7 protein-coding genes are annotated in these 13,292 nt (G+C 69.1%); 4 read left to right on the top strand and 3 right to left on the bottom strand.

Annotation, left to right across the window (positions count from 1 at the left end; genetic code table 11):
- The first annotated feature begins 161 nt into the window (after positions 1–161).
- Genes smc through def form a run of 4 tightly spaced genes read left to right on the top strand, consistent with a single transcriptional unit; the run spans position 162 to position 7,705 of the window.
- A complete protein-coding gene (gene smc, locus U9J39_RS08430) occupies positions 162–3,677 on the top strand; it encodes a chromosome segregation protein SMC (protein WP_116312662.1) in 3,516 nt (1,171 codons plus the stop codon).
- A complete protein-coding gene (locus tag U9J39_RS08425) occupies positions 3,674–5,014 on the top strand; it encodes a cell division protein ZipA C-terminal FtsZ-binding domain-containing protein (RefSeq protein WP_116312661.1) in 1,341 nt (446 codons plus the stop codon). The genes smc and U9J39_RS08425 overlap by 4 nt, the downstream gene beginning before the upstream one ends.
- Before the next feature lie 12 nt (positions 5,015–5,026).
- A complete protein-coding gene (ligA, locus tag U9J39_RS08420; protein ID WP_326346907.1) occupies positions 5,027–7,156 on the top strand; it encodes an NAD-dependent DNA ligase LigA in 2,130 nt (709 codons plus the stop codon).
- A 15-nt stretch (positions 7,157–7,171) separates the two neighbouring features.
- The gene (gene def / locus U9J39_RS08415) at positions 7,172–7,705 is read left to right on the top strand and encodes a peptide deformylase (RefSeq protein ID WP_115680374.1); all 534 of its coding nucleotides are present in this window, start codon (positions 7,172–7,174) and stop codon (positions 7,703–7,705) included.
- A gap of 145 nt (positions 7,706–7,850) precedes the next feature.
- Here the strand turns inward: def and U9J39_RS08410 are convergent, their stop codons facing one another.
- The 3 genes from U9J39_RS08410 to map form a co-directional block, all read right to left on the bottom strand.
- The gene (locus U9J39_RS08410) at positions 7,851–9,614 is read right to left on the bottom strand and encodes a pseudouridine synthase (protein WP_326346906.1); all 1,764 of its coding nucleotides are present in this window, start codon (positions 9,612–9,614) and stop codon (positions 7,851–7,853) included.
- A 22-nt stretch (positions 9,615–9,636) separates the two neighbouring features.
- On the bottom strand, positions 9,637–12,219 hold the full coding sequence (locus tag U9J39_RS08405) for a [protein-PII] uridylyltransferase (RefSeq protein WP_115709723.1): 2,583 nt from the start codon (positions 12,217–12,219) through the stop codon (positions 9,637–9,639).
- 77 nt (positions 12,220–12,296) lie between these two features.
- Positions 12,297–13,115 carry a type I methionyl aminopeptidase gene (gene map, locus U9J39_RS08400; protein ID WP_111517873.1) on the bottom strand — a complete coding sequence of 273 codons (819 nt, stop codon included), beginning with the start codon at positions 13,113–13,115 and terminating at the stop codon, positions 12,297–12,299.
- Between the last annotated feature and the right edge of the window lie 177 nt (positions 13,116–13,292).

The following is a 13,292-nucleotide window of genomic DNA, read 5'->3' as shown; positions in this document are numbered from 1 at the left end:
TAGCCCCAATTCTCGGGCTGGAGGGGTGTTTTGAGGTGCTGGCGTCACGCCGCCCCGGTCCCCGCGCAGCCCGGCTTTTCCGAACCGTGCAATAGCCCCGAAACCCGATACCAGGCCGCCCCCGCTTTACCGCCGGAGTGGCCGATACCACACGAGAAACCGTGCGACTATCCTCGATCAAACTGGCGGGCTTCAAGTCATTCGTCGATCCCACCAATTTCCAGGTGCCGGGCCAACTGGTCGGCATCGTCGGTCCCAACGGCTGCGGCAAATCCAACATCATCGATGCGGTGCGCTGGGTGCTGGGCGAGTCACGCGCGTCCGAGCTGCGTGGCGAGTCCATGCAGGACGTCATCTTCAACGGCTCGACCGCGCGCAAGCAGGCCGGCCGCGCCAGCGTCGAGCTGGTGTTCGACAACGCCGAAGGCCGCGCCGCGGGCCAGTGGAGCCAGTACGCCGAAGTCGCGGTCAAGCGCGTGCTGACCCGCGACGGCACCTCGTCCTACTACATCAACAACCAGCCGGTGCGCCGGCGCGACATCCAGGACATCTTCCTGGGCACGGGCCTGGGCCCGCGCGCCTACGCCATCATCGGCCAGGGCATGATCTCGCGCATCATCGAGGCCAAGCCCGATGACATGCGCATCTTCCTGGAAGAGGCGGCGGGCGTGTCCAAGTACAAGGAGCGCCGCCGCGAGACCGAGAACCGTCTGTCCGACACCCGCGAAAACCTGACCCGGGTCGAAGACATCCTGCGCGAGCTCGGCAGCAATCTCGAAAAACTCGAAGGCCAGGCCGAAGTGGCGCAGCGCTTCAAGACGCTGCAGGCCGACGGCGAAGAAAAGCAGCACCTGCTGTGGCTGCTGCGCAAGCGCGAGGCGCAGCAGGAGCAGGAGCGCCACCAGCGCGCCATCGAGCAGGCCCAGATCGACCTGGAAGCGCAGACCGCGCAGTTGCGCCATGTCGAGGCCGAGCTGGAAACCATGCGCGCCGCGCACTATGCCGCCTCGGATGGCATGCACGCGGCCCAGGGCGCCCTGTACGAAGCCAATGCCGAGGTCAGCAAGCTCGAGGCCGAGATCCGCTACGTGGTCGAGTCGCGCAACCGCGTGCAGGCCCAGATCGCCGCGCTGATCGCGCAGCGCGAGCAATGGCAGGGCAAGGCCGAGCAGGCCACCGACGAGCTCGCGCAGGCCGAGGAAAACCTGGCCGTGGCCGAAGGCCGCACGGTCGAGGCGCAGGAGGCCGTGGCGCAGCAGAACGACGAGCTGCCGACGCTGGAAGCGCAATGGCGCGACGCCCAGCAGCTGCTCAACGAGCAGCGCGCCGGCATCATGCAGGCCGAGCAGGCGCTGAAGCTGGAAGCCGCGCAGCAGCGCAGCGCCGACCAGATGCTGCAGCAGCTGGAACAGCGCCGCGAACGGCTGTCGGCCGAAGACAAGGGCCTGGACCGCCCCGACGAAACCCGGCTGGAGCAGGCCCGGGCCGAACTGGCCGAGCAGGAAGCGCTGGTCGAGGAAGCCCAGGCCGTGCTCGCCGACGCCGAAGAGAACGTGCCGCGCCTGGATGAGGCGCGCCGCGCCGCGCAGGCGCGCGTGCACAGCGAAGCCGCCGCCATCGCCACGCTCGAGGCGCGCCTGTCGGCGCTGCGCCAGTTGCAGGAAAACGTGCAGACCGACGGCAAGGTGCAGCCGTGGCTCGCCAAACATGAACTCGCCGAGCTGCCGCGGCTGTGGAAGAAGGTGCATATCGAGCCAGGCTGGGAGAACGCGCTCGAATCCGTGCTGCGCGAGAAGCTGGCCGCGCTGGAAGTGTCGAACCTGGACTGGGTCAAGGCCTTCCTGTCCGACGCGCCGCCGGCCAAGCTGGCGTTCTACTCGCCGCCGGCCGCGGCCCGTCCGCTGGAAACGCCTGCGGGCCTGCGCCCGCTGATGGCGCTGGTGCAGATCACCGAGCCGGGGATCCGCGCGGTGATGCAGGACTGGCTGGCCGACGTCTATGTCGCCACCGACATGGCGCAGGCGCTGGCCGCGCGCAACACGCTGCCCGAAGGCGCCTCGTTCGTGGTCGCCGAAGGCCACCTGGTGGGCCGCAACGCGATCCAGATCTACGCCGCCGATTCCGAGCAGGCCGGCATGCTCGCGCGCGAGCAGGAAATCGAAAACCTGCACAAGCAGGCGCGCGCGCAATTGCTGCTGTCCGACGAAGCCAAGACCGAAGCGGTGCGCGCCGAAGCGGCCTACACCCAGGCCAGCCAGGCGCTGGGCGACGCCCGTGCCCGCGCCGAGCAGGCCACCCGCCGCGTGCACACGCTGCAGATGGACGTGCTCAAGCTGTCGCAGGCGATGGAGCGCTATGCCGCCCGCAGCGGCCAGATCCGCGAGGAACTGGAAGAGATCCACGCGCAGATCGAAGAGCAGCGCGCGATCCGCGCAGAATCCGAAGCCAGCTTCGAGCAGCACGACGCCGCGCTGGCCGAGATGCAGGCCACCCACGAAGACCAGCAGATGGCCTTCGAGGCGCTGGACAGCAAGCTCTCCGGCGCGCGCCACCAGCTGCGCGACCTCGAGCGCGCCGCGCAGGAGGCGCTGTTCGCGGAGCGCAACCTGGCCAGCCGCATCGACGAGCTGCGCCGCAATATCCAGGTGGCGGCGGACCAGGCCGAGCGCATCGCCGAATCGCTGGAGAACGCCCGCGCCGAACTCGAGACCATCAACGAGCAGACCGCGCATACCGGCCTGCAGGAAGCGCTGGAGCGCCGTGCGGAGAAGGAAGAGAAGCTGACCATCGCGCGCACCGAGCTCGATGCGCTGTCGGCGCAGCTGCGCCAGCACGACGAGCAGCGCCTGGCCGCCGAGCGCAGCCTGCAGCCGCTGCGCGACCGCATCACCGAGCTGCAGCTCAAGGAACAGGCGGCGCGCCTGAACCAGGAGCAGTTCAGCGAGCAGCTGAGCGCCGCCGCGGTGGATGAGGCCGCGCTGGCTGAAAAGCTGACCGGCGAGCTCAAGCCGTCCTACCTGCAGGGCGAAGTCACGCGCATCAACAACGCCATCAACGCGCTCGGCCCGGTCAACATGGCCGCGCTCGACGAACTGGCCGCGGCGCGCGAGCGCAAGACCTTCCTCGACGCGCAGTCGGCCGACCTGAACGACGCCATCGGCACGCTCGAGGACGCGATCGCCAAGATCGACCAGGAAACCCGCGCGCTGCTGCAAGGCACCTTCGACCAGGTCAACCACCATTTCGGCGAGCTGTTCCCGTCGTTGTTCGGCGGCGGCCAGGCGCGCCTGATCATGACCGGCGAGGAAATCCTCGATGCCGGCGTGCAGGTGATGGCGCAGCCGCCGGGCAAGAAGAACTCGACCATCCACTTGCTGTCGGGTGGCGAGAAGGCGCTGACCGCGATCGCGCTGGTGTTCGCGATGTTCCAGCTGAACCCGGCGCCGTTCTGCCTGCTGGACGAGGTGGATGCGCCGCTGGACGACGCCAATACCGAGCGCTACGCCAATATGGTGGCGCGCATGTCGGACAAGACCCAATTCGTTTTCATCTCACATAACAAGATCGCCATGGAAATGGCTCATCAACTGATTGGCGTGACCATGCAGGAGCAGGGCGTTTCACGGATCGTGGCCGTGGATATGGATGCAGCCGTGTCGATGGCGGAGGCAGCATGAAGCTCAATATGGACCTGCAGACCGCGCTGATCGTCGCGGGCCTGGTTTTCGTGGTGCTGGTGTTCGGCTACAACCAGTGGCAGATCCGCAAGGCGCGCCGCCCGCGCGAGCTGCGGCCCGAAGACGACCTGCCGCCGATGCGCGAGCCGGTGGTCGGCCAGAGCACCGCGCCGGAAACCGCCGCGCGCCTGCAGGAAGCCGCCGCCGAGCAGCCGCCGCGGCGCGAGCCCACGCTGGCGCAGGCACCGGCCGGCACCGGCGCCGCCGGGGCCGGCAACAACCACGTCGCCGCGGCCGCGGCCGCGGCGGCCAGCAGCGCCGATGCCGACGAAGCCGTCGCCGAGGAAGTCGCGGTCGGGGCCGCGGCGTCGCGCGCATCGGAGGACGAGGCGGATGCCGCTATCGCCGTGGCCCCGGCGCCAGCTCCCGCTCCCACGCCTGCGCCTGCGCCGGAGCCGGCGCCTGCACCGGCTCCGGTCGCTGCGGTACCGGACGGCCAGCCCGCGCCAGCCATTGTCGATCCGCTGATCGACTGCATCGTGCCGCTGCACCTGGAACGCAAGGCGTCCGGCGACCGTATCCTGCCGCTGACCGGCCGGCTGCGCCGCGCCGGCACCAAGCCGGTCCATATCGAAGGCCTGCGTGCCGAAGCCAACGCGTGGGAGCCCGTCACCGCCGGCCATCAGTACGAAGACCTGCAGGTCGGCGTGCAGCTGGCCAACCGCGGCGGCCCGCTCAATGCGTTGGAGTTCTCCGAATTCGTCACCGCGGTCGAGTCGCTGGCCGAGTCGCTCGACGCCTCGGCCGACCTGCCGGACATGGGCGAGACCGTCGCCAACGCGCGCGAGCTCGACGCCTTTGCCGCCGCCTGCGACGTGCAGCTGGGCGTCAACGTGATCTCCGACGGCGCGCCATGGTCGGCCGCCTACGTGCAGAACGTGGCGACGCAGGACGGATTGGTGCTGTCGCGCGACGGCACCCGCTTTATCCGCTACCAGGCCAATGCCGAGGGCGTGCAGCGCCCGCTGTTCACGCTGCAGTTCGGCGACACCAACTTCCTGCGCGACGACCTCACCGTCAAGTCCGGCCGCCAGATCACGCTGCTGCTCGACGTGCCGGTGGCCGACCAGGCCGCCAGGCCGTTCAAGACCGTGTGCGAGTACGGCCATACGCTGGCCCAGCGCATGGGCGCGCAACTGGTCGACGACAATATGCGGCCGCTGACCGAAGCCTCGTTCGTCGCCATCTTCAACCAGCTCGAGGCGCTGTACCAGAAGCTGGAAGCGCGCGGCATGCCGGCCGGTTCGCCGGTGGCGCTGCGCCTGTTCAGCAACTAGCCGGAGCCTGCCATGACCGCAACACACCGCGGCGCGCAGGCAGATGCCTCCGCGCCCGCCGGCGCCTTGCCGGCCGACGCCGCCGCCAGCCGCGTGGCCTGGCTGCGCGAAGAGCTGGACCGCCACAACTACCAGTATTACGTGCTGGACGCGCCCACCGTTCCCGATGCGGAATACGATGCGCTGTTCAGCGAGCTGATGGCGCTGGAGCTCGAGCATCCCGAGCTGCAGACGCCGGACTCGCCCACGCAGCGCGTGGGCGGCGAGCCGCTGGCGGCGTTCGACTCGGTGCGGCACCGGGTGCCGATGCTGTCGCTCAACAACGCCTTCGCCGACGACGATGTGTTGAACTTCGACCGCCGCTGCGCGCAGGGGCTGGGCCGCAGCGCGCCCGCGGCGGGCGAGGCCGACCTGTTCAGCGCCGCCGACGCGGTCGAGTACGCGTGCGAGCTGAAGTTCGACGGCCTGGCCATGTCGCTGCGCTATGAAGACGGCCGCCTGGTGCAGGCCGCGACCCGGGGCGATGGCGAGACCGGCGAGGATGTCACCGTCAACGTGCGCACCATCAAGGCAATTCCGCTCAAGCTGCGGGGCCAGGCGCCCGCGGTGCTGGAGGTGCGCGGCGAGGTCTTCATGTTCCGCCGCGACTTCGACAAGCTCAACGCGCGCCAGGCCGAGGCCGGCGAGAAGACCTTCGTCAATCCGCGCAACGCTGCCGCCGGCAGCCTGCGCCAGCTCGATCCGCGCATCACGGCGCGGCGCCCGCTGTCGTTCTTCGCCTACGGGCTGGGCGAACTGCAGGGCGTGGAGCGGCCGCCGACCCACAGCGCCATGCTCGACGGCTTTGCCGCGCTGGGTTTGCCGGTGTGCAAGGACCGTGCGGTGGTGAAGGGCGCGCAGGGGCTGCTCGATTTCTATCGCGACATCGGCAAGCGCCGTGACGAACTGCCCTACGACATCGACGGCGTGGTCTACAAGGTCAACGCGCTGGCCGAGCAGGAGCGCCTGGGCTTTGTCTCGCGCGCGCCGCGCTTTGCGCTGGCGCACAAGTTCCCGGCGCAGGAAATGACCACCATCGTCGAGGACATCGAGGTGCAGGTCGGCCGCACCGGCGCGATCACGCCGGTGGCGCGGCTCAGGCCGGTGTTCGTCGGCGGCGTGACCGTGACCAATGCCACGCTGCACAACGAGGACGAGATCCGCCGCAAGGACGTGCATGTCGGCGACACCGTGATCGTGCGCCGCGCCGGCGACGTGATCCCGGAAGTCGTCGCCGTGGTGGCCGAGCGGCGCCCGGCCGACGCCCGCGCGTTCGTGATGCCGACCGCCTGCCCGGTGTGCGGCTCGCATATCGAGAAGCTCGAGGACGAGGCCATCGCCCGCTGCACCGGCGGCCTGATCTGCGCGGCGCAGCGCAAGCAGTCGCTGCTGCATTTCGCGCAGCGGCGCGCCATGGATATCGAAGGCCTGGGCGACAAGCTGGTCGAGCAACTGGTCGACCAGGGCATCGTGCGCACGCCGGCCGACCTGTACAAGCTCGGCATTGCCAAGCTGGCTGCGCTGGAGCGCATGGCCGACAAGTCGGCCGCCAACCTGGTGACGGCGATCGACAAGTCGCGCGCGACCACCATGAACCGCTTTATCTTCGCGCTTGGCATCCGCCACGTCGGCGAAGCCACTGCCAAGGACCTGGCCCGGCACTTCGGCAAGCTGGATGCACTGTTGGCGGCCGACGAAGCGGCGCTGCTCGAGGTCAACGATGTCGGCCCGGTGGTGGCGCAGTCGATCGCCAACTTCCTCGCCGAGCCGCACAACGTCGAGGTCATCGAGCAACTGCGCGCCGCCGGCGTACACTGGCCGGAAAGCGAGCCGGTGGCAAAGGCGCCGGCGCCGCTGTCAGGCAAGACCTTTGTGCTGACCGGCACGCTGCCGACGCTGTCGCGCGAAGACGCCAAGGAACTGCTGGAAGCCGCCGGCGCCAAGGTGGCGGGGTCGGTGTCGAAGAAGACCGACTACGTGGTCGCCGGCGCCGAGGCCGGCAGCAAGCTGGACAAGGCCGAGGCGCTGGGCGTGCCGGTGCTGGACGAGGCCGGCATGCTGGCCCTGCTGGCGCAAGCCGGCGCCGCGCCGGCCGAGGAATAACCGGGGAACGGAACCATGATCCGCGAGATTCTAAAGATGGGCGATCCGCGCCTGCTGCAGGTGGCGCGGCCGGTGGAGCGCTTCAACACGCCGGAGCTGCGCACGCTGATCGAAGACATGTTCGACACCATGGACCACGCCAACGGCGCGGGGCTGGCCGCGCCGCAGATCGGCGTGGACCTGCAGGTGGTGATCTTCGGCTTCGACCGCAATCCGCGCTACCCGGACGCGCCCACCGTGCCCAAGACGGTGCTGATCAACCCGGTGCTGGAAATGCAGTCCGACGAGATGGAGGACGGCTGGGAAGGCTGCCTGTCGGTGCCGGGCCTGCGCGGTGTGGTGCCGCGCCACCTGCGCCTGAAGTACAGCGGCTACGACCTGATGGGCAACCGCATCGAACGCGTGGCCGAGGGCTTCCATGCGCGCGTGGTGCAGCATGAGTGCGACCACCTGCAGGGGATTCTTTATCCGATGCGGATCAGGGATTTTTCGAACTTCGGGTTTACCGAGGTTCTGTTTCCGGATTTGCCGGCGAACAGCGACGATTGAAGGGCGATGCCAATCGGCACGCTGCTGGTTTGCTCCCCTCTCCCGCAAGCGGGAGAGGGAGTACCCAATCGGTACAGGGATGAGGTGGTGGCGATTTGCCAAGACCCCTCAAAACAAGAGCGGCCATCAAGGCCGCTTTTTTTTATCAGAACTTCTCGAACTGTCCCAGGAAGCGCCACTTGCCCGGCGGCAGATCCCCCAGCACCACGCGCCCCATGCGCACGCGCTTGAGGCCCACCACCTGCAGCCCCACCTGTTCGCACATGCGGCGGATCTGGCGCTTGCGGCCCTCGCGCAACACGAAGCGCAACTGCTCTTCGTTCTGCCAGCTGACCTTGGCCGGCTTGAGCGGCACGCCGTCCAGCGACAGGCCGTGGCGCAGCAGCTCCAGGTCATCGGCCGGGAATTCCGCGCTGATGTTGCGCTCGACCGGCCCGTGCGGCGAGTGCCAGACCACGCGCACCAGGTATTCCTTCTCGACGGTCGAATCCTCGCCGATCAGCGCGCGCGCGACGCGGCCGTCCTGCGTCAGCACCAGCAGGCCGGTGGAGTCGATATCGAGGCGGCCGGCCGGGGCCAGGTTCTTGCGCTGCCACGGCGCAAAGCGCTTGCGCGTGGGATCGCCTTCCCACTGGTTCTCGGGGGCAAACAGCGCCGCGGCGGGCTCGTAGCCGTCCTCGGCCTGGCCCGAAACGAAGCCGACCGGCTTGTTCAGCAGCACGGTGACGCGCTCGCCTTGCTCGGAGCGCGCTTCCTGCAGGATCTCGATCTCGGCGTCGGGGCGGATGCGGCTGCCGAGTTCGGTCACGGGCTTGCCGTCGACCAGCACCCAGCCGCGCGGGATCCATTCGTCGGCCTCGCGGCGCGAGCACAGGCCGAGTTCGGACATGCGCTTGGACAGGCGTACCAGGCCGTCGTCGTGGCTGGATTCGTCGCGCGGCGCCGCGGGCGCTTCGCGGCGCGAAGCCGGCGCTGGTGCGCGTTCCGGGCGTTCCGAGCGTGCGGGGCCGGCGGTGCGGATGCGGTCGGCCGCGTCGCTGAAGCGGCGTGCCGGCGCCGTGCCTTCGCGGCGGCGCTCGCCCGACGGCGCGGGCCGCGGGCGCCGTTCGTCGTCGCCAGGGCGGCGCGGGCGCGAGTCGGCGCCTTCGAAGCGGCGCGGACGATTGTCGTCGTCGCCGAAGCGGCGCGGCGGACGCGACTCGTTGCTTTCGAAGCGGCGCGGGCGCGCTTCGCCGCGCTCGCCGCCGGTGCGGCGCGGACGGTTGTCGTCGTCGCCAAAGCGTCGCGGCTGACGCGACTCGTTGCTGGCGAAGCCGCGCGGGCGCGCTTCGCCGCGGTCGCCGCCGGTGCGGCGTGGGCGGTTGTCGTCGTCGCCGAAGCGGCGCGGCGGGCGCGCTTCGCTGCCCTCGAAACGGCGCGGACGTTTGTCGTCATCGCTGAAGCGGCGCGGCGGGCGCGATTCGCTGCCTTCGAAACGGCGCGGACGTTTGTCGTCATCGCCGAAGCGTCGCGGCGGACGCGACTCGTTGCTTTCGAAGCGGCGCGGGCGCGCTTCGCCGCGCTCGTCGCCGGTGCGGCGCGGACGGTTGTCGTCGTCGCCAAAGCGTCGCGGCGGGCGCGACTCGCCGCCTTCGAAGCGGCGCGGACGCGCCTGGCGTTCGGCGTCGGCAGGGCGGGGCGCGCGCGGCTGGCGCGGCTGCGCCGGCGCTTCGCCCTGGGCCCCGCTGGCACCGGTCTTGCCGGCACGCTGCTGGGCGCGCTTGATGCCCTCGGAGACGGCCTGCACGCGCTTGCGGTTGAGGTCGGACACGCGCACGGGGCGGGTGCCGCCCTTGCGCGCGGCCGTGCCGGTATCGCTGGCGGCCTTGATGCCTAGCGTCTTGCGCTTCGGCGAATTGCTGTCGGTCATAGGTTGATGATGCCCGCCCGCCTCAGATGGCGAGGGCGGCGAGCAAGTCCTGTTCAAGCTGAATCTGCAATCGGTTGTCGGCGGCCAGGCGGCTGCCGTCTACCAGGAACACGTCTTCGACGCGTTCGCCCAAAGTGTTGATGCGTGCCGTGTGCACGGACACGCGATGCCGTGCCAGTACGCGGGCGATGGCGTACAGCAGGCCGGTGCGGTCGTTGGCGGACAGCGACAGCAGGTAATACTGGCCGCGCTCGTCCGGGCGCAGGTCGACGCGCGGCTTGATCGGGAAGCTGCGCGACTGGCGCGACAGCCGCCCCTGCGTGGGCTCGGGCAGCGCGCCCTGCAGGCGCAGCCGCTCGCACAGCTCGTGCTCGACCAGCGCGATGATGTCGCGGTAATTGCCGCCATCGCCGGCCATGCCGGGGTCGGTGACCTGGAACGTATCGAGCGCGTAGCCGTGGCGCGTGGTGTGGATCTTGGCGTCCTGGATCGAGAACGCCTTGCGCTCGAAATAGCCGCAGATGCGCGCGAACAGGTCAGGCTGGTCCTTGATGTAGACCGCCACCTGCAGGCCTTCGCCGGCCGGCGACACGCGCGCCTTGACCACCGGCACCGGGCTGTCGACCTTGTTGTACAGGTGGCGCGTCAGCCAGGCGATATCGTGCGAATCGTGGCGCAGGAAGAAGGCCACGTCCAGCTGCGCCCACAGCGACTTGCCCAGCGCCGGGTCGAAGGCCTTCAGGCGCAGCTCCGAGATGGTGTCTTGCTTGCGCTGCGACCACAGCGAATGCGAGTCGACCCGCGCGCCGCCCAGCACGCGCAGCGTGATGTGGTACAGGTCTTCCAGCAGCTTGCCCTTCCACGCATTCCACACCTTGGGGCTGGTGCCGCGGATATCGGCCACGGTCAGCAGGTAGAGCGCGGTCAGGTAGCGTTCGCTGCCGACCACTTCGGCGAAGGCATGGACCACGTCGGGATCGGTCAGGTCCTGCTTCTGCGCGACGTGGCTCATGGTGAGGTGGTGCTCGACCAGCCAGCAGATCAGGTCGGCGTCTTCGCGCGCAATGCCGTGCTGCCGGCAGAAGCGGCGCGCATCGACGGTGCCGAGCCGCGAATGGTCGCCGCCGCGACCCTTGGCGATATCGTGGAACAGCGCCGCCACCCACAGCACCCAGGGCTTGTCGAAGCTGGCCATCAGCTGGCTGCAGAACGGGAACTCGTGGGTGTGCTCGACGATGGCGAAGCGGCGCATGTTGCGCACCACCATCAGGATGTGCTGGTCCACGGTGTAGACGTGGAACAGGTCGTGCTGCATCTGCCCGACGATGCGCCGGAAGTTGATCAGGTAGCGGCCCAGCACGCTGGTCTGGTTCATCAGCCGCAGCGCATGGGTGATGCCCTGCGGCTCCTGCACGATGGCCAGGAACAGCCGGCGGTTCTCTGGATCGTTGCGCCAGCGCGCGTCCATCACCGTGCGCGCGTTGTACAAGCCGCGCAGCGTGCGCGGCGCCAGCCCCTTCACGCCAGGCGTGCGCTCGTACAGCAGGAAGGTTTCCAGGATGGCGTGGGGGTCGCGCTCGTAGACGTCGTCGCTGGTGATTTCCAGCATGCCCTGGCGCTCGACGAAGCGCTCGTTGAGCACGCGCGTCACCTGCGATTCGCTCGGGAACAGCATCGCCTCGATATTGAGCAGCAGCACGCTGTTGAGCTGGGTCACCGCCTTGGCGGCCCAGTAGTAGCGGCGCATCAGCTGCTCGCTGGCACGTTTGTGGGCATTCTGGCGGTAGCCGAAGGCCTCGGCCAGCGCCGTCTGCAGGTCGAACACCAGCACGTCCTGGCGGCGCCCGGCCACCAGGTGCAGGCGCGCGCGGATGGTCTTCAGCAGGCGCTCGTTGCGGGCCAGTTCCTGGGCTTCGCGTTGCGTCAGCAGGCCCTTCTCGAACAACTCCTTCCAGCTGTCGCCCAGGCCCGCGGCCTTGGTCATCCACAGGATCACCTGCAGGTCGCGCAGGCCGCCCGGGCTTTCCTTGCAGTTGGGCTCGAGCGCGTAGGGCGTGTCCTGGTACTTGGCGTGGCGCTGGCGCATTTCCAGCAGCTTGGCCTGGAAGAACGCGGCCGGGTCCAGGTCGGCCTGGTAGCGGCTGCGCAGCGCCTCGAACAGCTTGCGGTTGCCGGTCAGCAGGCGCGCCTCGAGCAGCGAGGTCTGGATGGTGACGTCCTGGCGCGACTCGCGGATGCAGTCATCGACGGTGCGCACGGCCGAGCCGATCTCGAGCCCCAGGTCCCAGCACAGGCCGATAAAGCGTTCCAGCTTGCCGGCAGTCTCCCGGTCGGGCTCGGCGGGCAGCAACAACAGCACGTCGACGTCCGAGTACGGGAACAGTTCGCCGCGACCGTAGCCGCCCACCGCCACCAGCGCCGCGTCCGCCGGCATCGCCAGCCCGCGCCAGGCCTCGCCCAGCGCGGCATCGACGGCGCGGCGCAGCCGCGTGGTCAGCGTGCCGGCATTGGCGCTGGCGTTGAAGTCCGCAAACAGCGCCTGCTTGTCGATTTTGAGCTGGTCGCGCACGCGCGCGGCCAGCAGCAGTTCCGGCGTGGTGTCCATGGAGAGGGCGGAAGGGTTCGTCGGCACGGCTGGAAAAAGAAGGGCGCCCGGTCAGGCGCCCTGGCTTCTGCGCGGCGTCAGGCCGCCACGGAATCGGTGATGAAGGCCGGCGGCGCCGGGGTGCCGGCGGACACCGTCAGCACCTCGTAGCCGGTCTCGGTGACCAGCACCGTGTGCTCCCACTGCGCCGACAGGCTGCGGTCGCGGGTCTTCACGGTCCACTGGTCGGGCATGGTGCGGATATCGCGCTTGCCGGCGTTGATCATCGGCTCCACCGTGAAGATCATGCCGGCCTTGATCTCGGCGCCGGTGCCGGGGCGGCCGTAGTGCAGGATCTGCGGGTCTTCGTGGAAGTTCTTGCCGATGCCGTGGCCGCAGTACTCGCGCACCACGCTGTAGCCGGCGGCTTCGGCATGCACCTGGATGGCGTGGCCGATATCGCCCAGGCGCGCGCCATGGCGCACTTGCGCGATGCCTTTCCACATGCACTCGTAGGTCACTTGCGCCAGGCGCTTGGCCAGGATCGAGCCCTCGCCGACGATGAACATGCGGCTGGTGTCGCCGTAGTAACCGTCCTTGGTGATGACGGTGATGTCGAGGTTGACGGCGTCGCCGCTCTTGAGCACGCGCTCGCCGGGAATGCCGTGGCAGATCACGTCGTTGACCGAGGTGCAGATCGCGCCGGGGAAGGGCGGGTAGCCCGGGGGCGCATAATTCAGCGGCGCCGGCACCGTGCCCTGCACGTCGCGCATGTAGGCGTGGCACAGGCGGTCCAGTTCGCCGGTGGTGACGCCGGGCTGCACGAAGGGCGTGATGTAGTCGAGGACTTCGGAGGCAAGGCGGCAAGCCACGCGCATGTGGGCGATGTCTTCGGCGGTGTTCAGGTAAATGCTCATGCTGCGTCGCCAGAAAAAGTGATGGCGGGGCCACTGGCCACGCCGGAATCGATGGGTCAAAGTGGGATTATCGCACCATCGAGGCCGGATCGCAGCCTGTTCCGGGCCGCCCGGAATCGGCCGCCAGAGGCGGAACAGAGCGCGGCGGCTTGAGCGGGCGGTACTTTTGTTGCTAGA

The organism is Cupriavidus sp. SS-3, from assembly GCF_035818815.1.
In the GTDB taxonomy this organism is placed as follows: domain Bacteria; phylum Pseudomonadota; class Gammaproteobacteria; order Burkholderiales; family Burkholderiaceae; genus Cupriavidus; species Cupriavidus taiwanensis_C.
The sequence above is the reverse complement of the archived record's forward strand: the minus strand, read 5'-3'. Positions and strand labels throughout refer to the sequence as shown.

Excerpts from the sequence above, each read along its gene's own strand:
- U9J39_RS08410 (WP_326346906.1), bottom strand. The coding sequence starts at position 9,614 with ATGACCGACAGCAATTCGCCGAAGCGCAAGACGCTAGGCATCAAGGCC.
- U9J39_RS08405 (WP_115709723.1), bottom strand. The coding sequence starts at position 12,219 with ATGGACACCACGCCGGAACTGCTGCTGGCCGCGCGCGTGCGCGACCAG.
- map (WP_111517873.1), bottom strand. The coding sequence starts at position 13,115 with ATGAGCATTTACCTGAACACCGCCGAAGACATCGCCCACATGCGCGTG.
- ligA (WP_326346907.1), top strand. The coding sequence starts at position 5,027 with ATGACCGCAACACACCGCGGCGCGCAGGCAGATGCCTCCGCGCCCGCC.
- U9J39_RS08425 (WP_116312661.1), top strand. The coding sequence starts at position 3,674 with ATGAAGCTCAATATGGACCTGCAGACCGCGCTGATCGTCGCGGGCCTG.
- def (WP_115680374.1), top strand. The coding sequence starts at position 7,172 with ATGATCCGCGAGATTCTAAAGATGGGCGATCCGCGCCTGCTGCAGGTG.